Annotated in this window: 21 protein-coding genes and 1 rRNA gene; 15 read left to right on the forward strand and 7 right to left on the reverse strand. The window is 38.8% G+C overall.

All coding sequences use genetic code 11. The annotated features are described in order from the left end of the window. Positions 1–251 precede the first annotated feature (251 nt). Positions 252–367: ribosomal RNA gene (rrf, locus tag AC1DCY_RS11045) — 5S ribosomal RNA — on the forward strand. A 62-nt stretch (positions 368–429) separates the two neighbouring features. Then, on the forward strand, positions 430–555 hold the full coding sequence (locus tag AC1DCY_RS11050) for a hypothetical protein (RefSeq protein ID WP_477350056.1): 126 nt from the start codon (positions 430–432) through the stop codon (positions 553–555). Here the strand turns inward: AC1DCY_RS11050 and AC1DCY_RS11055 are convergent. Further along, positions 552–1,223, reverse strand: a complete 672-nt coding sequence (locus AC1DCY_RS11055) for a LytTR family DNA-binding domain-containing protein (RefSeq protein WP_477350058.1) — start codon at positions 1,221–1,223, stop codon at positions 552–554. The two genes, AC1DCY_RS11050 and AC1DCY_RS11055, sit on opposite strands and share 4 nt — an antisense overlap. A 214-nt stretch (positions 1,224–1,437) precedes the next feature. Between AC1DCY_RS11055 and aceA the strand changes: the two genes are divergently transcribed. The 7 genes from aceA to AC1DCY_RS11090 all read left to right on the forward strand — a co-directional run bounded on the left by aceA (position 1,438) and on the right by AC1DCY_RS11090 (position 9,047). After that, on the forward strand, positions 1,438–2,721 hold the full coding sequence (gene aceA / locus AC1DCY_RS11060; protein ID WP_477350060.1) for an isocitrate lyase: 1,284 nt from the start codon (positions 1,438–1,440) through the stop codon (positions 2,719–2,721). A 110-nt stretch (positions 2,722–2,831) separates the two neighbouring features. Further along, positions 2,832–4,430, forward strand: a complete 1,599-nt coding sequence (gene aceB / locus AC1DCY_RS11065; RefSeq protein WP_477350061.1) for a malate synthase A — start codon at positions 2,832–2,834, stop codon at positions 4,428–4,430. A gap of 459 nt (positions 4,431–4,889) precedes the next feature. Further along, positions 4,890–5,285 (forward strand): GntR family transcriptional regulator, encoded by a 396-nt coding sequence (locus tag AC1DCY_RS11070; RefSeq protein WP_477350063.1) that lies wholly within the window; start codon positions 4,890–4,892, stop codon positions 5,283–5,285. A gap of 3 nt (positions 5,286–5,288) precedes the next feature. Continuing rightward, complete coding sequence (locus AC1DCY_RS11075) at positions 5,289–6,386, forward strand: DUF1648 domain-containing protein (RefSeq protein ID WP_477350065.1); 1,098 nt, start codon at positions 5,289–5,291, stop codon at positions 6,384–6,386. 130 nt (positions 6,387–6,516) lie between these two features. Then, a complete protein-coding gene (locus AC1DCY_RS11080) occupies positions 6,517–7,188 on the forward strand; it encodes a response regulator transcription factor (protein WP_477350067.1) in 672 nt (223 codons plus the stop codon). Next, the gene (locus tag AC1DCY_RS11085; protein WP_477350204.1) at positions 7,188–8,567 is read left to right on the forward strand and encodes a sensor histidine kinase; all 1,380 of its coding nucleotides are present in this window, start codon (positions 7,188–7,190) and stop codon (positions 8,565–8,567) included. Before AC1DCY_RS11080 ends, AC1DCY_RS11085 begins: the two co-directional genes overlap by 1 nt. Positions 8,568–8,642: 75 nt before the next feature. Further along, positions 8,643–9,047 carry a hypothetical protein gene (locus AC1DCY_RS11090; RefSeq protein ID WP_477350069.1) on the forward strand — a complete coding sequence of 135 codons (405 nt, stop codon included), beginning with the start codon at positions 8,643–8,645 and terminating at the stop codon, positions 9,045–9,047. Positions 9,048–9,278: 231 nt separating this feature from the next. Here the strand turns inward: AC1DCY_RS11090 and AC1DCY_RS11095 are convergent, their stop codons facing one another. Continuing rightward, positions 9,279–11,216: a tetratricopeptide repeat protein gene (locus AC1DCY_RS11095; protein ID WP_477350071.1), complete on the reverse strand. Its 1,938-nt coding sequence runs from the start codon at positions 11,214–11,216 to the stop codon at positions 9,279–9,281. 331 nt (positions 11,217–11,547) lie between these two features. Here AC1DCY_RS11095 and AC1DCY_RS11100 point away from each other — a divergent pair, with 331 nt between their 5' ends. The 6 genes from AC1DCY_RS11100 (at position 11,548) to AC1DCY_RS11125 (ending at position 16,007) form a co-directional block, all read left to right on the forward strand. Next, entirely contained in the window at positions 11,548–12,003 is a 456-nt protein-coding gene (locus AC1DCY_RS11100) for a glycosyltransferase (protein ID WP_477350073.1), read from the forward strand. Further along, positions 12,003–12,281, forward strand: coding sequence for a hypothetical protein (locus tag AC1DCY_RS11105; protein WP_477350075.1), 279 nt, complete (start codon positions 12,003–12,005; stop codon positions 12,279–12,281). The genes AC1DCY_RS11100 and AC1DCY_RS11105 overlap by 1 nt, the downstream gene beginning before the upstream one ends. Before the next feature lie 252 nt (positions 12,282–12,533). Further along, positions 12,534–12,794 carry a metal-sensitive transcriptional regulator gene (locus AC1DCY_RS11110; RefSeq protein WP_004233098.1) on the forward strand — a complete coding sequence of 87 codons (261 nt, stop codon included), beginning with the start codon at positions 12,534–12,536 and terminating at the stop codon, positions 12,792–12,794. A gap of 310 nt (positions 12,795–13,104) precedes the next feature. Continuing rightward, positions 13,105–14,262, forward strand: a complete 1,158-nt coding sequence (locus tag AC1DCY_RS11115) for a transglutaminase domain-containing protein (RefSeq protein WP_477350077.1) — start codon at positions 13,105–13,107, stop codon at positions 14,260–14,262. A 105-nt stretch (positions 14,263–14,367) separates the two neighbouring features. Continuing rightward, positions 14,368–15,672, forward strand: a complete 1,305-nt coding sequence (locus tag AC1DCY_RS11120; RefSeq protein WP_477350079.1) for a transglutaminase domain-containing protein — start codon at positions 14,368–14,370, stop codon at positions 15,670–15,672. Positions 15,673–15,752: 80 nt separating this feature from the next. Next, positions 15,753–16,007 carry a hypothetical protein gene (locus AC1DCY_RS11125; protein ID WP_477350081.1) on the forward strand — a complete coding sequence of 85 codons (255 nt, stop codon included), beginning with the start codon at positions 15,753–15,755 and terminating at the stop codon, positions 16,005–16,007. Here AC1DCY_RS11125 and AC1DCY_RS11130 read toward each other — a convergent pair. The 5 genes from AC1DCY_RS11130 to AC1DCY_RS11150 form a co-directional block, all read right to left on the reverse strand. Next, positions 15,942–16,889: an N-acetylglucosamine kinase gene (locus AC1DCY_RS11130; RefSeq protein WP_477350083.1), complete on the reverse strand. Its 948-nt coding sequence runs from the start codon at positions 16,887–16,889 to the stop codon at positions 15,942–15,944. The two genes, AC1DCY_RS11125 and AC1DCY_RS11130, sit on opposite strands and share 66 nt — an antisense overlap. Beyond that, complete coding sequence (argH, locus tag AC1DCY_RS11135; RefSeq protein WP_477350085.1) at positions 16,886–18,400, reverse strand: argininosuccinate lyase; 1,515 nt, start codon at positions 18,398–18,400, stop codon at positions 16,886–16,888. The genes AC1DCY_RS11130 and argH overlap by 4 nt, the downstream gene beginning before the upstream one ends. Positions 18,401–18,427: 27 nt before the next feature. Beyond that, the gene (locus AC1DCY_RS11140) at positions 18,428–20,149 is read right to left on the reverse strand and encodes an ABC transporter permease (RefSeq protein WP_477350087.1); all 1,722 of its coding nucleotides are present in this window, start codon (positions 20,147–20,149) and stop codon (positions 18,428–18,430) included. Between the two features lie 12 nt (positions 20,150–20,161). Next, on the reverse strand, positions 20,162–21,232 hold the full coding sequence (locus AC1DCY_RS11145; protein WP_477350089.1) for an ABC transporter ATP-binding protein: 1,071 nt from the start codon (positions 21,230–21,232) through the stop codon (positions 20,162–20,164). Between the two features lie 107 nt (positions 21,233–21,339). Continuing rightward, the gene (locus tag AC1DCY_RS11150; protein WP_477350091.1) at positions 21,340–21,522 is read right to left on the reverse strand and encodes a hypothetical protein; all 183 of its coding nucleotides are present in this window, start codon (positions 21,520–21,522) and stop codon (positions 21,340–21,342) included. Positions 21,523–21,571 lie beyond the last annotated feature (49 nt).

The raw sequence follows: 21,571 nt of genomic DNA on the forward strand, positions 1-21,571 counted from the left end.
TTCGAGGTGGAAGTGTGGTGACACATGGAGCTGACGAATACTAATCGATCGAGGACTTAACCAAAAAAGTTTGAAACATTCAATGCACCGTTTATCCAGTTTTGAAAGAATAATTCTTTCAACCAAGGGTTTCAAGATACGAGTAGTTCTAGGAAGCGATGGAGAGAAGGAAGGAGCGTACTCAAGTACGTGACTGACTGAACGACAGAAGCTGACGAAGAAATACGATGTATATTGAAAGCCGWYAATAGTCTAGTGATGATGGCAAAGAGGTCACACCCGTTCCCATACCGAACACGGAAGTTAAGCTCTTTAGCGCCGATGGTAGTTGGGGGCTTCCCCCTGTGAGAGTAGGACGTCGCTAGGCAATCTAAAGTCTGAGAATTTTTTCTCAGGCTTTTTTATTTTATAGGCTGTCTTATACAACAAATGTATAGGACAGCCTTTTATCTTCAGTCAGCAATATTTTCTGTGCGAAAGCGAAGCGGCAGCAACAAATGTTTTCTGTGCGAAAGCGAAGCGACAGCAGCAACAATTACGCAAGACAAAATCTAAAATTCAAGGGCGTTGCGAAGATTATTTAAATAAGATTGGCTAACGGGTAGTTCACTGCCATCCTTTAGAGTGACAATAAAATTAGAAGCAAGATCACGAGCCATTTTTTTTATGAAATGAATATTAACAATATAAGACCTGTGAATGCGAATAAAAGATGATGGTAGACGCATTTGAAGTTCTTTAAGAGTAATACTTGTTTTAAATTGTTCCCCCTCCACATAAAACCACGTTTTTTTCTGTAGGCTTTCAATATGAGAGATTTTTTCAATTGCAACAGGATTCCATTCCTCTTCTTGCTTTCCAGTTAAAAATTGAAAGGGCTCCAATTTCTTTTCGGTAAAGGTTGAAGGTAATACTACAACAAGTGCTGCAGGCACATCTAATATGTTTATAGGATAACCTATCCCATAATACGGTGTTTCGAATAAGGAATTATCTAAAACGGCATCTGTTCGTTTCCTCGTGCGTAGTACTTGCTCGGCAATGCTACCAGACTGTACTTGTTGACCTATTTCCAAGTTAATGTTTTGATGTCCAGAATGAAAATAGATATAGGAGTTTTCAGCAGCAATTGCAATGGATGAATTGGCTGGAACCCAGTCTTTTAACATTGAAATAAACTGTTGTGAAATATCTTTTGGCAAAGAATTAACCTCATTGTTCATTGTGAATATCCCCCTTGTTTGTAAACAGTTTACCAAATTTCGTCTCCAAAAAAAGCAGTTTCATCATTAAAATTTGGTATTTTATCTAAAAATAATGAAAATTCAGATGTACTGTTATATATTAATTTATAACAAATAAACCTGTTATGGAACAGTGAATTAAAAGTTTTTTAACAGAGTATATTGTATACAAAGGGGAAGGTGGAATTTCAATATGTCAACACGTCAAGAAAAAATCCAAGCATTAGAAAAACAATGGGCAGAGAACCCACGTTGGGCTGGTATTGAACGCGCATATTCAGCTGAAGAGGTAGTTAAGCTGCAGGGCTCTGTAGTACTTGAACAAACTCTAGCAACCAAAGGTGCGGCTCGACTTTGGAACTCTTTACACGAAGAACCGTTCATTAATGCATTAGGTGCATTGACTGGTAATCAAGCTGTACAGCAAGTAAAAGCAGGATTAAAAGCAATCTACTTATCGGGCTGGCAAGTAGCTGCTGATGCTAACCTTTCTGGTCAAATGTACCCTGACCAATCTTTATATCCAGCAAACTCTGTTCCAGCAGTAGTTAAGCGTATTAACCAAGCTTTACAACGTGCAGACCAAATCGATCATGCTGAAGGACGTGTAGATCAATTTGATTGGTTCGCTCCAATCGTAGCAGATGCTGAGGCAGGCTTCGGTGGTCCTCTAAACGTATTTGAGCTTGTAAAAGGAATGATTGAAGCTGGAGCTGCTGGTGTTCACTTAGAAGACCAATTAGCTTCTGAGAAAAAGTGCGGTCACTTAGGTGGAAAAGTGTTACTTCCAACACAAAATGCTGTTCGTAACTTAATCGCTGCTCGTCTTGCAACAGACGTAATGGGTGTTGATACAATTTTAATCGCTCGTACAGATGCTGATGCTGCTGATATGGTAACATCTGATATCGATCCGCGTGATGCTGAGTTTATTACTGGTGAACGTACTCCAGAAGGCTTCTTCCGTACAAAACCAGGTATCAAACAAGCGATTGCTCGTGGTTTAGCATACGCGCCATATGCAGACTTGATTTGGTGTGAAACATCTAAACCATCTCTTGAGGAAGCTCGTGAATTTGCGGCAGCTATTCATGCTGAATTCCCAGGTAAATTACTAGCATACAACTGCTCACCTTCTTTTAACTGGAAAGCAAATCTATCAGAAGAAGAAATCGCAGAATATCAACGCGAGTTAGGTAAAATGGGATATAAATTCCAATTCGTAACATTGGCTGGTTTCCACGCATTAAACCATTCTATGTTTGAGCTTGCACATGATTATAAGGATAATGGTATGGCTGCATACTCTAAGCTACAACAAGCTGAGTTCGCATCAGAATCAAAAGGCTACACAGCTACACGCCATCAACGTGAAGTAGGTACTGGTTACTTTGATGATGTATCTCAAGTTATCTCTGGTGGTACTTCTTCTACAACAGCAATGGCTGGTTCTACAGAAACAGAACAATTCGTATAAGATTCATAAAGTACGCGTATTCCTAAATTCATAATCATAGATTAGTCTCCTCCGCTCCTCCTAAAGCGGGGGATGACTACTTAAATTCGCAAAGGTGGGGGAAACAACTGATGGAACAAGCAACAACAGGTAAGCTTAAAATTGTTGGGGAACAAAACGAGCAAACAAAAGAAATTTTAACACCAGAAGCCCTTGAGTTTGTTCTTGCCCTGCACGAAAAATTTGATGCTCGTCGAAAAGAGCTGTTAGAGGCTCGTCAAGGACGTCAAAAGCGTCTTGATGCAGGTGAGAAACTCGACTTCTTACCAGACACACAGCATATCCGTGAGGGAGATTGGACAATTGCACCACTTCCAGCAGATTTGCAAGACCGTCGTGTAGAAATTACAGGACCTGTTGACCGCAAAATGGTTATTAATGCATTAAACTCTGGTGCAAGAATGTTTATGGCTTGCTTTGAGGATGCATCTGCTCCGACATGGGAAAACATGATTGGCGGTCAAATTAATATGCGTGATGCTATTAATAAGACAATTGAATTTACACAAGCATCTAATGGTAAAACGTATAAATTAAACGAAAACACAGCTGTGTTGTTAGTTCGCCCACGTGGTCTTCATTTGCTTGAAAAGCATGTACTAGTGGATGGTGAACCGATCTCTGGTAGTTTCTTTGATTTCGGTCTGTATTTATTCCACAATGCTAAAAATGCATTGGCACAAGGTACGGGACCTTATTTCTACCTACCGAAGCTTGAAAGCCATTTGGAGGCACGCTTATGGAATGATGTCTTTGTGTTTGCACAAGATTATATTGGAATTCCACAAGGGACAATTAAGGCTACTGTATTAATCGAAACAATTTTAGCAGCATTTGAAATGGATGAAATTTTATATGAACTACGCGAACATTCAGCTGGTCTGAATTGTGGACGCTGGGATTACATTTTCAGCTATATCAAACGTCTGCGCAATCAGCCGGATGTAATTTTACCGGACCGTGGGCAAGTAACAATGACTGTACCATTCATGAAGGCATATACGTCTTTATGTATTCAAACATGTCATAAACGTAATGCTCCTGCGATGGGCGGTATGGCAGCACAAATCCCTGTTAAAGGGGATGACGACGCGAATGCTGTAGCTTTTGCAAAGGTTGCAGAAGATAAACGTCGTGAGGCAACAGATGGCCACGATGGAACTTGGGTAGCGCATCCGGGTATGGTTGCAACGGCAATGGAACAGTTTGATGCGATTATGACGACACCAAACCAAATCCATAAAAAGCGTGAGGATGTAAATGTTATAGCGGAAGATTTAGTAGCTGTTCCAGAAGGTACAATTACACTTGAAGGTCTGCGCATTAACTGTAGTGTAGGGGTTCAGTACATTGCTTCTTGGCTACGAGGCAACGGAGCTGCACCGATTAACAACTTAATGGAGGATGCTGCAACTGCAGAAATCTCTCGCACACAAGTATGGCAATGGATTCGTCATCCAAAAGGTGTCTTGGATGATGGCCGTGGTATTACATTAGCCTTTGTACTAGAAATCTTGGAGGAAGAGCTTGTGAAAATTAAAGAGGCTGTTGGGGAACAAGCTTATAACGGTGGCCGCTATGAAGAAGCTGCTGAGCTGTTTAAATCTTTAATTGAACAAGATGAATTTGCGGAATTCTTGACGCTTCCAGGTTACGAAAAATTAGCTTAAATTTCTTTCAGCAATCGCTGAAAGAAATTGATTTAAGATACGAATCTACTAAACGAACATATCCTAACTTTCCTAAATTGTTGTGGACTGAACTCGAATGGAGTCCACCTTATTCCACTATTGTAAGGAGCGGGGTCTGTTCCCCTGTTCCTTACTGAAAAATGAACACGGTTACAAAAAAGGGGTCATTAATAAAAGTAAAGAGATCTAAAAGAGGTGAATGATGCCTTACGAGCTTAGATGGGGAGCTTGTAAGGCATTTTCTTATCCACTAAAAACGTTCCTGGACCGACACCGGTAGTTGATGAAATTTATGATGCATTAGCAATAGTTGAAGGGGATGTCTCGAATTAATCATGAGACATCTCCTTTTTCGATTGTTCAATTGGTCTCTTTCTTTATGCACAAAGAATAATTATTTGTTATATTAGCTATATAACAATTATGGAGATGATATTAATGTTTATTCAAATAGAGCCACAATCTGATGTACCAATCTATGAACAGGTAACACGGCAGATTATTGAAGGTATTGCAAGAGGAGAAATGAAACCAGGAGAAACCCTACCGTCTGTTCGTAATTTAGCGGCTGATCTGGGTGTAAATATGCACACGGTTAATAAAAGCTATCATGAGCTAGAGGAAAAGGGGATCATTACTATTAGAGCCAAATCAGGTGCTATTATTCGTTCAACAGAGGAACGAGCGTTAACTCCTGAACAATTTCAACAAATTGAAAAAAACCTAAAGCCTGTTGTGGTAGAAGGAATGGTGCTCGGCGCAACAGCTGAACAAATCGAGCACATGATAAAAAAGGTATTTTCTGATTTGCAAGTACCCGCAGAAGGGGTGTAGCACATGCTACTTGTCGTTTTTTCAACCGTCTACATCATAACATTAGCTCTACAAGTATTTGTTCCATATATAGTACGTGAGACAATCGTTTTTGGCGTTACTGTACCTGAACAAAATGTAAAACATCCCGCGTTATGTAATATGAAAAAGCATTATGCTCAAATCGTTGGAGTATCTGGTGTCATGTTATTACTGATGATGATTGTTAGCTATTATTACTTTGCTCAATCTGAGTTCATGCAAAGTATTTTACTGCTAGGATGCTTATTTGCAATGCTTGCAATCAGTATGACATTATATTGGATAAACCATCAAAAAGTTTTAAAACTTAAAAAGGAAGATCAATGGGGCTTAAATATAAAACAAGTTCGTGCAGTTGACTTAACGGCACGTAGTCGTGATGAAATGCTCCCTTGGCCATTTTATGTAATCCCTTTTGGTGTTACAGCGTTTCTCATTATCTTTACATTCCGCCATTATGACCAAATACCAGATCACATTGCTGTACATTGGGGACCTGGAGGTGAAGCGGATTTTTGGAGAAGCAAAACATATTTTACTGCGGTTTCATTGCCGCTTGTTATGCTGATGATACAATGTATGATGTGGGGAACTGTAGATTCTATAAAGCGTTCAGCAATCAAGTTGGCTGTCAATCGTAAGGAAGAATCATTGGAAGATCAGCTAAAAAGTCGAAAGTATATGAGCTGGAGCATTATGTTATTAAGCTATGCCCTTACAATATTATTTACAGTATTACAGCTAAGCAATATTTATCCTTCAATGACTACAGGAAATAGGTTATTACCGGTATTTATTTTGTTTTTATTGCTTGTTCTGGGCTCAGGCCTTGTTTACGCATGGAAAAAACGTAAGCTGAGAGTGAACTATGGAGATAATGTTGCTTCAGAGGTAATGGATGAGGATGAGGATCGCTATTGGAAGGGCGGATTAATGTATGTGAATCGTCAAGATCCTTCTGTTTTTGTAGAGAAACGCTTTGGGGTAGGTTGGACGATGAATTTTGCAAATCCACGTGGCTATATCGTAATTGGTTTGCCGTTACTTATATTGCTGTTGATTTCTTTCTTTTCGTTATAATATAAAAAAATGGAGTTATCAATTATATCTCGGCATAATTCCGTGACATCCGCCGGAGGCTTTAACTTTTTTCGGCGGATTTTTTGTTAAAATGGTGTACAGGAAACAAGTTGGATGGAGGTAGACCTGAATGAAAATTCTCGTTGTAGATGATGATGTACATATTTTACAGCTAGTGAATATTTATCTAACAAGAGAGGGTTATCAAGTGATACAGGCGGAAAACGGACAACAGGCTCTTAAATTACTTGAAGGAAACTCGCCTGATTTGGCTGTTGTTGATGTTATGATGCCGGGAATGGATGGTTATACATTAACCGAGACATTGAGCCAGGATTACGATATTCCAGTATTGTTATTAACAGCAAAAGGCGAGCTTGAGGACAAGGAACGAGGGTTTTTGGCAGGCTCAGACGACTATGTTGTGAAGCCTTTTGAACCTAAAGAATTGCTGTTTCGCATAGCCGCGATATTGCGTAGATTCGATAAGAAAAATCAGGTAACCATCAAGGTGGGTAGGCTCGTTATTGATCGTCGAAGCTTTGAGGTTGTCATTGGGGAAGATACACTTGTTCTGCCTTTAAAGGAATTTGAACTATTGGCATTACTAGCATCCCGCCCGAATCAGGTGTTTACACGTAGTTATATAATGGAGCAAGTGTGGGGCTATGACTACGATGGAGATGAGCAGACTTTAAATACGCATGTGAAGCGGATTCGTGAGCGTCTGCATCGTTATGAACCAGGTGTTGAGATTACAACGGTACGTGGTGTTGGCTATAAGGTTGAGGTTATTGCATGATGAAAACGTTATATAGTAGATTTGTTGTCACGACGATGCTCGTTATGATCGGTAGCTTGTGTATCGGCTTTTTAGCGACTAATACGTATTATCATCAAGTTGTGAAGGGGAAAAATGATGCTAAAAATGTGAAAATTGCGCAGGATATTGCGAAATACATTGAGTCATCAAAGCCTGACGATTTAGATAATTATTTAATGACTCTTGGTGAAATAGGTTATCAAATTTATGCAACAACTGGTAGCGAAGGACATTTCTTTGGCGGTGAGTATCGTGATAAAACACTACCGTCCAATACAGTCAAGCATGTTTTAAACGGGGAAATTTATCATGGTATGCGTGATTTTCCAAAAGAGACTTTTGTGACAGGTTTTTTTGCGAATGAATTAATTAATACGATAGGTGTGCCATTTACTTATGAAAATAAGCAGTATGCACTGTTCATTAGACCTGACATTCGCTTGTTGTTCTCTGAAGTGCATACGATACTTGGTGGACTTATCCTTACGATGACAGTACTTAGTCTATTGGCAATGCTTCTTTTTGCTAAGGCTCTCATTCGCCCTATTACACAGCTAACAGAGGCAACACATCAGCTTGCGCATGAAAAATTCGATACGCTACTGGATATAGATCGAGCGGATGAGATTGGACAATTAGCTGTTAGCTTTAATGTCATGACTGAAAAATTACAGGAAAATGATCGAATCCGTAAAGAGTTTATTAGTAATGTGTCCCATGATTTTCAGTCGCCATTGTTGAATATTCAAGGCTATGTAGATTTACTAAAGAATCCCTTGCTGACCGACAAGGAAAGACAGGAATATACAACGATTATTGAGCTAGAAACGAAGCGTATGTCGACATTAACAAAGCAATTACTTTTACTAACGTCACTCGATCAATCTACAAGGCTATTAAAGCGTGAATCCTATCGTTTAGACGAGCAATTAAAGGAAACAGTTAGAAAATATCGCTGGCAGCTTGAAGGCGCAAATGTACAATTGTCGTACCAACTTGAACCAGTAACATATGATGGTGATGCTGGGCTATTACAAAATGTTTGGGATAATTTATTGACGAATGCCATTAAATATAATGTCGAAGGTGGAGAAATCCATATTCACTTGCAAGAATCCTCAGCCTCAGTTGAAGTGCTCGTTGAGGATAGTGGCATAGGAATAACTGCTGAACAACTACAAAAGGTATTTGATCGCTTTTATCGAGTGGATGCCTCTAGAACAAAACAAGGTACTGGGCTTGGACTAGCCATTGTGAAGCAAATTGTTGAGCTACATGGAGGAACGGTTCATATGGACAGTGTTATGAATTCCGGTACAAAGGTCCGTGTCCACTTACCAAAACTGCCAAAATTGTAATGAGGAGTTCATGTAAAGTTCATGTTCGCGAGATAAACTGCTAACTAAGTTGAAAAAGCTTAGGGGGGTTATCGTTTGGAACAAAAATGGAGTATACGCCTTATTCGTCTTGCTGCGATTTTTGCCTTATTGGGTACGTATCTAGGCTCACATATGTCAGGCTCAGGTAGTTATGAATTTAGACCGATACATGCGCATATTTTGCTCGTAGGTTGGTTAAGTATGTTTGCATGGGGTATTTTCTACCGTGCCTTTAAAGTGAAATCGCAAAAATTAGTGACAGCACATGGTTGGACAGCTATTTTAGGCGTTTTTGGCTTAACACTAGGCATGTGGTTCTACAATTTAAATCCATTTAGTTTTAGCAAAACATTTACATTGATTTTCTTTATCATAGGTGGGACAACATTATTAATTAGTTTTGCTTTATTCATCGTTGTAACATTTATGGTAGATCAAAAAGAAGAAATGAAAAACTAATCAACATACCGTGTCACTGTCTTTAATAAGAGGTGACACGGTATTTTGTATGAAAAACAGTTTTGTTTGGCTCGTCATCAAAAGTTGGATATGACATTTATAAGTTGATGGTGTGGAGACTTAGCGACAAAATAAAGTAAAAGGATTCACACACAGTTTTGTGTGTGAATCTTTTTTTACTCTTTGAAAGGTGAATGTCGATAAAATTCAGAAGTTGGGTGATTAATCCCTTTATTTCATATTTTCAAGAGATTTCTTAAGCCATTTTGTTGCCTCGGTATAATCCTGTGCAACACCGTGTCCTTTTTTGTAAAGCATACCAAGCTGGAATTGTGCTTTTTGATGCCCTTGATTGGCAGCCAGTCGATATAGTTGGGCGGCCTTCGTAAAATCCTTCGGTACCCCTTGTCCATGACTGTGCATCTGAGCTAATTGATATTGTGCTTTGGCATGTCCCTTAGCGGCAGCTTGTTCAATCCATTTCGCTGCCTCAGTATAATCCTGATCGACACCTTTGCCCTTATCAAATAAATTACCAAGCTGATATTGAGCACCTGAATGTCCTTGGATGGCTGCTAATCGATAGCAACGTCGTGCCTCTTCTAAGTCCTGCTCGATCCCCAATCCATGCTCATATAATAACCCTAATTGATATTCAGACTGAATATGGGACTGATCAGTAGCGGCTCTCCACCATTTTACTGCTTCATCATAATTCAATTCAGCTTCATATAATAATCCGAGCTCGTACTGAGCATCTGCATAACCCTTTTCAGCAGCCGCTTTGAAGAGAGGGAGAGCTTTCTCTGGTTGCTGGAGTTGGTATACATAAATACGCCCAAGCTCAAAGCCAGCACTAATATGTCCATTGTTAGCGGCTAACTGTAACCATTTTTCAGCTAAAGTTATATCGTTTTCTTTGACATAGAGCACACCGAGACAGTATTGAGCATTTAAATGGCCTTTATGTGCTGCGAGCTTAAACCATTTTATAGCTTCCAGGTGATCTTTAGAAATACCTTGTCCAGTGTTATATAGCATTGCCAATTGGAATTCTGCATTTGTATGGTCTTGAAGTGCAGCTAAATGGAACCATTGCGCAGCTTCTTCAAGATTTTGCGAGATGCCACGACCTTTAAGGTACATATAGCCAAGATTATACTGAGCGCTTGCATCACCAGCTAATGCAGCCATTTCAAAATAGGCTATAGCTTCCTCATAGCTTTGCTCGACACCAGTTCCATTGTGATATAGGAATCCAAGGTTATTTTGAGCACTTGTATTTCCTTGATTGGCTGCTAGCATGTACCATTTTGCTGCCTCGGCAAAGTTTAGTGGCATCCCAAGTCCTTGATTGTATAAAACCCCCAGATTGTATTGTGCATCTGCGTTTTCTAAATCCGCAGCAGCTTTATAATATTGAGCGGCTTCTTCATAATTTTGTATAACGCCATTGCCTAAATGATAGAGCACGCCTAAGCTATAAAGCGCGTTTGCATCATTTTGCGCAGCGGAGCGTTCAAACCACATTTTTGCAACAGCATAATCTTTTTTAACGCCACGCCCTTGATTATAAAGAGCCCCTAAATTATATTGAGCACTTGCATTCCCTTGTTTTGCAGCAAGCTCAAACCAGTCTGCAGCTGTTTTATAGGCCTCGGTTGATTGGTCATCTTGAAGTAGCGTATTTATATCAAAAGCTGAAGTTATATCTTCAAAGCTGGAGCCTTGGCGCATCAACTTTGCCTTTAAGGTACGGTCATAGCGTTCGATAAACCATTCTACAATATCACTTATATAATCAAGAACAATTTTTGCTGCCTTTGCCTCCACAACTTCACTTCTATTACTAGAAGTCATTTTGCTTACAAGATTCATTAATAAATAAATGCGCCGTGGATGAATTTTTGCAACAAAGCTACGATTATTGAGTAAAGATCGAATATTTTTTAGCTTCGGTTCGGTATGCATTTCCAACTTATAAAGTTCATATAAAATTTCCTCCAGTACAAGGAGTGATTTTTGTAGAGATATAGCTGGTTTTGTAATGGCGAGCGTGCTAGCATCTTGTAAATTTTTAGCTAATTTAATGAAGCACAAAGCTTTTAATTTCTTACATTGATCTTGGAGAATTTCATATTGTATGACGATAGAACTCACCACTTTCATAACATTATTCTTTTTCTGCTCATTACCGAAATATGGATGTTTAATTTGTTAAAACGTATACCATGTATATTAGTTGATTGGAGTGGAGACTGGATGACTCCTTGGCGAGCGTCACAGATGTGACCCTGCCGCCCCCAGGAAAGCGCCCAGTCGGCGGAAATCAACCATACGCTACGATGATATCCTCTTTTTACATATATCGGGGAAATACCGTTATTGTTGAATTGTCCTCGATACATGATACTATTTGTTATGAGGAGATTTGTTGAAATTCAGTAACGATTACTAGAGAGTGTATATGTCAAAGTTTCATGTTATCCGGGGGATAGAAATGATGAAAAATATTGCAGCAATTATACCAGCCTATAATCCACAACAGTCACTTATAACCTATGTCCATCAATTATTAGCCACCACCATTAGCCAAATTATTATTGTCAATGATGGCAGCGATCAAAAATATGCAGATGTTTTTGAGGAGTTGAAAAAGATTGACTGCTGTCTAGTGCTAGAGCATGGCAACAATATTGGTAAGGGAGGAGCACTAAAAACAGCCTTTGCCTATGTAATGGAGCGAAGGGGTATGTTCCAAGGTGTTATTACAGTAGGTGCTCATAGACAACATACTATACAAGATGTAAAGCTAGTTTTAACAATGACAAAGGTATTTTCTGAAGGAATAGTGCTAGGAGTACGTAACTTCCATTCTTCGGATAGCACGTTTTTATCATATTGGGGTAACCGTGCAACAAGTTTGTTTTTTGAAGTCCTTTATCATAGAAACTAATGGATACACAAACAGGTTTACGGTTTATTTCTATAAAGGAGTTACCATGGCTAATAAAAGTAAAAGGCGAACGATATGACTACGACACAAATATATTAGTTGCAGCACTTAAAAGAAAGTGTCCAATTTTTGAAGTAGAGATAGGTCAGCTACGAATAAAGAAAAATACAGTTATACAGTATGATGAAATAACAAATGCAGGATCAATTATTGCTAAAATGCTTATGAATTATTTAAAACCCAAGGAAAAAATAACGAAGAAGTTTAACTTATTTTAGCAGATGTCCAAATCTACTGAAATAAATTAATATCTCTAGCGGATGTCACGTATTCGGAAAGGAGCTCTCATGCACAAAGCCGAATCCGGACGCATTGTTTATCTGTGCGAAAGCGAAGCGACAGCAACAAATGTTTTATGTAGCGACAGCTACAATTATGCCTCGGCATAATTGATTTTTGAAATAATATGTGAAATAAATAATAATAATTACTCAAAAACGTAGCGAGTATGGGAAGAGGGAGCAATGATGATGGAATATTCAGATCAAGTGAAAAATCGTGTGAAACGGATGGAAGGTCAGCTACGTGGGATTTTAAAAATGATGGAAGAAGAAAAGGACTGTAAGGCAGTCATTACTCAATTATCGGCAGTACGCTCAGCAGTAGATCGTACAGTTGGTGTCATTGTTAGTACGAATCTTTTAGAATGTGTACAAAATGCTGAAGGTGATGGCGAGAAAATGAATGAAGCTATTCAAGAAGCAGTCAATTTAGTAGTGAAAAGTCGTTAAAATAAAGAACAGCCTGACCTAAAAAAGCTCAGTAATATATAGAAAACTCACTTAAAGACTGAACTGCGCCCTAATTGTTAGACACATTCTAACAATTGGAGCGCAGTTCAAAAGACAAGTGAGTTTTTATTTTTTTACAAAAATATAGTTTAATTCGATACTTATATTTTATTTCAAGGAGTTTGTACCTATATATTGTATTTTATGTATATAGTTAAAAGTCACAGCTAGTGAACTTGTCCGATAGATTTATAGTTCCTTTATCTGTTATTCTAATTACAAGAATATAACAAATGGAAGGTGATTTATTGTGAAGAAATGGTTGATAAGCGGAGTAGCATTACTGATGTTAAGTCCAACAGCAGCCTATGCTCAAAATGCAGACACTCGCTCAGTAAATACTTCCTCTGCGTTTGCTTATAATGTAGTAGCTGATACAAAAGTAACGACTTGGGATCAATTCACAACAGAAATCGTAAAGCAATTAAATAATTTCGCTCCCGAAATTAATATTACATATAGTGGATCAATGATCGATTTCAAAAAGAATTTTATGGAGTCCTTTGAAAAAGCACAGGAGCAAGCAGTCTATGCGAGTGGCCATATGGAAAGTACTGCTATTTCTGCGGACTCAACGGGCAATGTGACATTTAAAGTGAAATATTTGACAAACCAAACGCAAGAAGCGGCCGTACAAAAAAAGGTTGATCAAATATTAAAAATGATTATTAAGCCTTCAATGAAAACAGAATTCGAAAAAGTAAAAGCGATTAATGATTATATAGTGTCAAATACAACATATGGTACTAAAACAAAGGCTAGTCCCCATAGTGCTTATGCATTGTTAATGGAAGGACAAGCTGTATGTCAGGGCTACGCGTTAACAACCTATAAAATGTTAGAACAAGCTGGATTCGATGTAAAATATGTTGTTGGTACTGTTAATGGTAACGAGGCACATGCATGGAATTTAGTGAAGGTTGATGGTGAATGGTATCATTTAGATACGACATGGAATGATCCATTACCAAATCGTTTCGGTGCTTCTTCGTACGATTATTTTTTAGTAACGGATGCACAGCTAAAGAAAGATCATAAATGGGTAGCATCAAATTATCCTGCTGCAACAAGTACAAAATATAGCTATATGCAAAATGTTCATTTTGCATATCAGGTTAATAATACACTGTACTTTAGCAATACAGCAGATAAAGATAAATTGTATACGCTTGATTTAGCAAGTGGTAAGAAAACAATGGTCATTGATAAACGCGCCTTGTATATTACAGGAGCGGATAACTTTTTATATTTCAGTGACTACAGTAACAGTGGCTACTTAACAAAATTAAATCTTAAAACATTGAACACTGAGGTGCTCGCAAAGCAAGTAGTTTCTGATTTAAGAATTAATGATAACTATTTAGTTTATAATGTTAATGGCAAAGAACAGAAGCTTAAAATAAAATAAACTTCAAATATTCTTATCTACTTATAAAATGAAAGCACAAAAAGACTTCCAAGTGAGTCCTTTGTGCTTTTTTTGTATATAATGAAAACAGGAAAACGGTTGGAGGTGAGGATTTTGTGGAAAAAATTAGCCATTATTGTAATTCTTATTATTTTTATTGACCCCATTTATACGGCTGGTAAAGCAGTTGTACAACAAGTGATAACTTGGGCAAATAATGATGAAATAGAAACGATGCTTCTTTCAACAAAGGACAAAATCATAGACGTTACTGCTAAACTTTCAGAGAATACCTCCATTGAAACGGCCACACCTATAGAAGGAAAGCCAGAAGAAGGAGTAGCCGTTACAGCTCCTGCAGCCAAAAAACCTGAAGCAAAGTTAGTTGTAACAAATGCAAAGGAAATGGCTGATGCGATGTATGCATACTACAGTAGTTTTTCACCTACTTTTGAGATTCAATATAAAGGCGATACACAACGAATTGAACAGCTAGTGAAAGAAGCCTATGAAACTGCTATAAAACGAGATGATTATGTATATGGGCATATTAGTAAGCATTCAATTCGTTATGAATATGGAAGAAAAACAGCCAAAATCTTTGGTGAGCAAAGTTATTTAATGACACCAGAGCAGGCAGCATTCGTTGAAATGAATGTACAAGAGATCGTAGCCTCTATCAATAAGAAATCATTAAGTGATGTAGAGAAGGTTAGGGCTGTTAATGATTATATCGTTGCCAATACCGCCTATACGGATCAAACGAATTCAAGTCCACACAGCGCTTATACAGTGCTTGCAGAACATGGCGGCGTTTGTCAGGGCTATGCATTGCTGGCTCATTCGATGTTACAAAAGCTAGGTATAGAAACAAAATATGTAGTAGGCTATGTCGGACAGGAAGGACATGCTTGGAATTTGGTAAAGCTGGATGGTCAATGGTATCACCTTGATACTACATGGAATGACCCGGTGCCTGATCGTAAAGGGGCGGTGCGCTATCAATACTTTTTAGTGGATGATCGAACAATGGCAAAGGATCATACATGGATTGCTGAAGACTACCCGAAAGCAACGAGTACAATGTATAACTACTTTCACAATGTAGATTTCGCTGCACAAGTAGGGCAACAAATATTTTATAGTAATGTAGCTGATGATAATAAGTTGTACGTGCTTGATTTACAAACAGGTAAATCGAAACGCGTCTCTAATTCACGTACCCAGTACATCGTTTATGCAGATGGCTGGCTATATTTTAGTAATTATTCACACGGAGCGTATTTAACGAAGATTCGTCCAGATGGAAGTGGAGAACAAATGTTAAATAGGGAAGAAACGAAGGATTTATTTGTGAAGGACAGCTATTTATATTTCACGACAAATGAACTGAAGAAAATGGCACTTTGACGTTATCAGCAAAACGATATAAGTATCAGAAGGTACATTTTATGTGAAGTGGTTGATTGGAGTGGAGACTGAGCGACTCCTTGGGGATCAGCGTCACAGATGAGACCCTGGAGCGAGCAGCGCGAGTGAAGCGGCTCATCGGACGCCCCCAGGAAGCTCTGCTCTGTGCGAAAGCGAAGCGTCAGCAACAAAGCGCTCAGTCGGAACGGAAATCAACCCCACGTTTTGCAGAGTGGTTAGTTTTTCAACAACATGAAGAGCCTATGACATTACAAACTGTCATAGGCATTTTTTGTTCGCTCGATAAGATAATGGATAGGTTGATGCTGACATAGAGAAACTTCAATTTGCGGATACATCGATTTCATTTCCTGTGAAAAAGTTTTAAAAATTAATGGATTATACTTAATGGCACCACCATTACAATAAAGGCTAAATGCCTCGCCTTGATAGTCAATTTTTTTCAACACAGCGCATGCAAGGAGTACTAATTCATGAGCAGCACGCATTGATATTTGAATGGCGCATGAATCCTTTTTGGTCACAGCATCTGCCAAAAATGCACCCATTTTTGCAAGCTGCGCATTCGTGTAGGAGGGACGGAATAGCCATGAAGCTAGCTCTGTAACATCTTGGATTCGTAAATAATCATAGACAGCATTTTTTAATATGGTCGGCTCACCACGCCCGTCTTCCATACGGAAAATGGCGCGTATAACCTCTTGCCCTAACCAATAGCCACTGCCTTCATCTCCTGCACGATGCCCCCAACCACCCGAACGTACTATTTGTGTACCATCAAATGCGTACGCAATGGCTCCTGTTCCAGCAATGAGTAATGCGCCTGCCTGTCCAGCAGTAACACCAAGTAAAGTGGCTTGTGCATCATTTTCTATAATAAGCGTATCTATTCGTAACTGTATTGTAGATACTGCACTATGAACGATTGCTGATACGGCTTCATGATCTTTGGGAGAATCAATCCCAGCCATTGCAAAGGTAGCCACAGCAATATTTGAATCATCTTGCTGTTGTAAAAAGTCCTGCACATTTGCTAATAAGGCTAGCAATATTTCTGTAGCAGATGCAGCACCAATTGCTTGATAATTCGAGCCACTTGTTGATGTTGTATATTTTATTTCACCAGACTCGGCATGTACGAGCGCACATGCCGTTTTTGTAGCACCACCGTCAATAATAAGTAGCCATTCCATCATTGATTCCATTCCTCGATTATTACTGTTAATTGTTTTTCTGCCTCAACAATCATAGACTCTTTCAAGCTAACCCACTCTTTAAGGTTTTGAGAATTTGCCTTGGAGCGTTCAAGAGATTCTTTCATCGTTACGGGCGCTGGACCACCAAGCAATTTACGTACACCAACGAAAGTTTCTGGTTTTAATGTGCTATAAAAATCTTCCTCAGAAATTTTTAATGGTTTACCAGTAATTAATTTAGCTTGTGTATTGGCAAGACCCCATGTAAGACTTGCTAGAGATTCCTCCCCATGAGAGAGCAGTACTTTAATACATTTACTAACAATACTATGTGCTTGGCGGAAGGAAATCCCTTCAGAGCGCACAAACGTATCGGCGAGCTCTGTAACATTGGCAAAGCTATTTTCTGCTCGATTTCTTAGTTTTTTCTTGTTTACATCCATCGTGACAACAAGCGAACCAAATAGTTTGTAAATACCTATTAAACGGTCGATGGCGCGCCATAAATATGGTTGCATATCATCCTCTGTGTCTACGATATCTCCAAAAGGTGTATTATGTACCATTTGTAATACTGTACTAGCATCACCAACAACCGCTGATAGCAATGAACGTGTATGCTCTATCGAAACAGGATTGCGCTTTTGTGGCATGATAGAGCTAACTTGCACGTACGGACTTGCCAGCGTAAAGGCATTGAATTCCTGTGTAGCCCATAGTAAGAAATCTTGGGATGTGCGGCCAAGATTAAGTGCCGCAAGTTGCACGATACTCGCTGCCTCTGCAATATAATCTGCTCCAGCAACTGCATCCCACGCATTTTCGATAATATCATCGAATGCCAATAACTCACGCATGCGCTCTCGGTTAATATTGAAGCCTGTTGTCGTTAATGCCGCAGCCCCCATACTACTGCGATTCACCGTTTTATAGACATGCTGTAAACGTTCAAAATCTCGTTCAAGTTGATCGATGACAGCTTTCAAATAATGCGCAAAGGTTGTTGGCTGTGCCTGCTGCGTATGTGTATAACCAATCATAATCGTATCAACATGCTCCTCAGCAGCTGCGATTAAATCATCCCGTAATGTCAGTAATTCTTGCATAAGCAATAACAATTTTTTTCTTAAAGTCATGCGATAGATAGCAATACCCATATCATTACGACTTCTACCAATGTGAAGATTCCCAGCAATGTCGCCAGCAAGCTCTATTAATTTATTTTCGATGCGGAAAAACAAATCCTCATATCGAGGGCTGTAATCTTCTATACGAAAATAGTTCAAGTCTAGTTTTTTAAGAGCAATACCAATGTCTTTAGCCTCTTCTTTTTTTACTAGACCCTGTTCTTCCAACATTTTTAAGTGTGCAATATTGATTTGCAGCATAATTGTTAAAAAGTTTTTCTTGGCCTCATCGTAAGCCGGCTGTAAGACAATTTTACGATAAATATTAGAAGGGAAGATCATCCCATCTTCTTGCTGGGTTTTGTTGCGGAAATCTTCAAACATATTAATTGCCTCCTAGTAGATTGGCAGTTATATGGCCGAACCAGCACTGCCTTTAGATAACTTCTCGGAAATAATAAGTACAATTAAAATTAAACAAATTTGTAAGACACCATATGCACAAGCGGTTCCAAATTTAAAAGAATATAATTTTTGGAATATAGCCACTGATAAGGGGATCGTTGACGTACTGTAAAGAAGTATAGACGCTACGAATTCGCCAAAGCTTTGAACAAGTGCTAGTAATGTACCTGCCAAAATGCCCGTAAATGTAAGTGGTAGAACAATACGTCTAAATGAATACCACCATGTTGCACCTAAACTTCGAGATGCTTCTTCGATAGATTGATCTAATTGCACAAGTGATGCCGATGTCGATCGGAAAACAAGAGGTAAATGTCTAATAAAATAAGCTAACGGCAAAATCCAGAACGTCCCGATAAGAACTTGATTAAAGGAGAATATATTTTCCGTACTAAAGGCTGCGATCAAATTGACAGCTACAACTGTTCCCGGTAATGCCCAAGGAATCATGATTAAAATATCGAGTAATGTTTTACCTTTAAAATTTAACCGTACCATTGCATAGGCTGCTGCAACACCGAAAATGATATTGCCGAATGTGGCAACGATCCCCATTCGAACAGAATTCCAAATCGGTCGCCACGTCCGTTCATCTGTAAAAAGAGCGTGATAATGATCCAACGTATAGTCTGTTGGGAGAATTTGCGTCTTCCATGCACCATCAACGGAAAACGAAATTAATATAAGCACTAAAATCGGCAAAATTAAAATTAATGTACCTATGAAAGACGCAATAGTTGCCATAACTTTCATGCCTCTTGAAGACACTTCAGATCGATGAACACTAATACCTTTACTGAGATTTTGATAGTTTCGGCGGTTTTGATACCAGCGCATAATAATTAAAAAGGTAATGGAAACAAAGGATAAAATCATAGATTGTGTCGCTGCCATATCTAAATTTCCATTCGTACGTGATAAATAGATTTGCATGGTCATCGTGCGTTCAACGCCGAACATTAAAGGTGCAGTGTAGGATGCCATAGAAATCATAAATACGAGTAAGGATGAGGCAACTATCGAGGGTGTTAACATGGGCAAAATAACCTTTGTCCATACTCGAACACGCCCGGCACCTAAGCTAGTTGCGGCCTCTTCTAAAGCTGGATCAAGACCTTTTATAGCTGCTGAGGCGGTTAAGTAGAAGTAAGTGTACATAGTGAATGTATGTACTACGATGACCCCCCATATGCCTTTTAATGAAAAAGGAACTTGCTCTAAACCGAATAGGTGCTGAAACGCACGTGGGAAAATACCACTTTCTCCATACAAAAATGTAAAGGACAGTACACCTACTAACGGCGGAAGAGCCATGGGTACCAATACTAAAACAGAGAGTATCCGTCTACCTGGGAAATCATAGCGTTCCAGTAAAAATGCCATAGTTACGCCGACGAGTGCACAGCAAATAACACTGATCACGGATATATAAATACTAGTCCATAATGCTTCTATATTTGCTGGGCTAGCTAAATTGAAAAAATTTTTATAATTAGATAACGCATTATCACCAGAAAAGCTTTCCGTAAAAGTTTGATAGAAAGGGTATACCACATAGGCAAACAACACTAAAAATAAAGGTGCAACTAAAATATAAACAAACCAATTTGAGCTAGTTAGTCGTGTCCATGCATTTCCTTCAGAAGGATTGAGGTGTGTTTTTTTCATATCGGTACCCTCCTATTCTCCCAAAAAATACAGTGAATCTTGGGCTATATTTAAGGTAATGTCTTCACCAATTTTTTTAAGTTGACCGTTCATATTGATAATCATTACTTTTAGTGAAAAATCGAGACATTCCACAATGTAGTTCACACTAATTCCTGTAAATTCAACAAAAGTGATTTTACCTGTTAATGTGTTTTCACCAGTACCTTGATTAATAGATTCGGGACGAATAGAAATAAACACTTTGTCTCCAATCATATGCGTTAAAGTGGGGGAGCTTTGTTGCTTTCGCCCAGTGAGAACAAGTCCATTTGCTGTTTTTACTTGTACATCGTTACCATTAACAACATCAATTGTCGCCTCAATTAAGTTTGTCTCACCAATAAAATTTGCTACGAAGCGGTTTGAAGGTCGATTATAAATCTCTTGCGGAGTACCGATTTGCCTAACATTCCCATTTTCCATGACCATTATCCGATCTGACATGGACATAGCCTCCATTTGATCATGCGTAACATAGATGGTTGTAACACCGAGCTCGGATTGAATACGTTTTATTTCAACGCGCGTTTCCTCGCGTAACTTAGCATCTAAATTAGACAATGGCTCGTCTAACAATAAAATATCAGGCTCTATCACCAGTGCTCTTGCCAATGCAACCCGTTGCTGCTGCCCACCAGATAATTCATTAATTTTCCGATTCCCATATTGCGATAAATGAACAAGCCCTCTAATACGGTCAACCTTTTGTTTGATCTCCGCCTTCGAGAATTTCCGTACTTGTAATCCAAACGCGATATTTTCGTCTACGGTCATATGTGGAAAGAGGGCATAATTTTGAAACACCATACCAATGTTCCGTTTATTAGGTTGAAGTCTTGTCACATCAAAATCATCAAAAAGAATTTTCCCCTCTGTTGGGTAATAAAAGCCAGCGATCATCCTTAATGTAGTCGTTTTCCCACAACCACTTGGACCGAGAAAAGTAAAAAATTCACCAGCTTTAATGTGAAGATCTAAATCCTTTACGCCATGAATTTGACCGAATTTCTTAGAGACATTTTCTATTTTGACACTTTTCAAATAAAATGCTCCTTTCTCGTTAGAAAATTAGTTACATGAAGCCTCGAGCAAAAATTACTCGAGGCTTAAAAATATGAACAATATTCGTAGATGTTTGTTTTATGATATTAAAAGGCATCACCATAACGTAGGGTTGATTTCCGTTCCGACTGGGCGCTTTGTAGCTGACGCTTTGCTTTCGCTACAGAAAACATGTGTAGCTGACGCTTCGCTTTCGCATAGAGAAAAGCTTCCTGGGGGCGTCCAGTCTCCACTCCAATCAACTTATATACATGGCATAGATTTAACAAATACCATTCCTGATTCTTTGGGAGTAACCTGTCAGCAACATAGGACAGG

The organism is Lysinibacillus sp. 10T31, assembly GCF_056394365.1.

Excerpts from the sequence above, each read along its gene's own strand:
- AC1DCY_RS11095 (WP_477350071.1), bottom strand. The coding sequence starts at position 11,216 with ATGAAAGTGGTGAGTTCTATCGTCATACAATATGAAATTCTCCAAGAT.
- argH (WP_477350085.1), bottom strand. The coding sequence starts at position 18,400 with ATGTTTGAAGATTTCCGCAACAAAACCCAGCAAGAAGATGGGATGATC.
- AC1DCY_RS11140 (WP_477350087.1), bottom strand. The coding sequence starts at position 20,149 with ATGAAAAAAACACACCTCAATCCTTCTGAAGGAAATGCATGGACACGA.
- AC1DCY_RS11105 (WP_477350075.1), top strand. The coding sequence starts at position 12,003 with ATGGATACACAAACAGGTTTACGGTTTATTTCTATAAAGGAGTTACCA.
- AC1DCY_RS11130 (WP_477350083.1), bottom strand. The coding sequence starts at position 16,889 with ATGATGGAATGGCTACTTATTATTGACGGTGGTGCTACAAAAACGGCA.
- AC1DCY_RS11050 (WP_477350056.1), top strand. The coding sequence starts at position 430 with ATGTATAGGACAGCCTTTTATCTTCAGTCAGCAATATTTTCTGTGCGA.
- AC1DCY_RS11085 (WP_477350204.1), top strand. The coding sequence starts at position 7,188 with ATGAAAACGTTATATAGTAGATTTGTTGTCACGACGATGCTCGTTATG.
- AC1DCY_RS11055 (WP_477350058.1), bottom strand. The coding sequence starts at position 1,223 with ATGAACAATGAGGTTAATTCTTTGCCAAAAGATATTTCACAACAGTTT.
- AC1DCY_RS11080 (WP_477350067.1), top strand. The coding sequence starts at position 6,517 with ATGAAAATTCTCGTTGTAGATGATGATGTACATATTTTACAGCTAGTG.
- AC1DCY_RS11110 (WP_004233098.1), top strand. The coding sequence starts at position 12,534 with ATGGAATATTCAGATCAAGTGAAAAATCGTGTGAAACGGATGGAAGGT.
- aceB (WP_477350061.1), top strand. The coding sequence starts at position 2,832 with ATGGAACAAGCAACAACAGGTAAGCTTAAAATTGTTGGGGAACAAAAC.
- aceA (WP_477350060.1), top strand. The coding sequence starts at position 1,438 with ATGTCAACACGTCAAGAAAAAATCCAAGCATTAGAAAAACAATGGGCA.
- AC1DCY_RS11075 (WP_477350065.1), top strand. The coding sequence starts at position 5,289 with ATGCTACTTGTCGTTTTTTCAACCGTCTACATCATAACATTAGCTCTA.
- AC1DCY_RS11070 (WP_477350063.1), top strand. The coding sequence starts at position 4,890 with ATGTTTATTCAAATAGAGCCACAATCTGATGTACCAATCTATGAACAG.
- AC1DCY_RS11100 (WP_477350073.1), top strand. The coding sequence starts at position 11,548 with ATGATGAAAAATATTGCAGCAATTATACCAGCCTATAATCCACAACAG.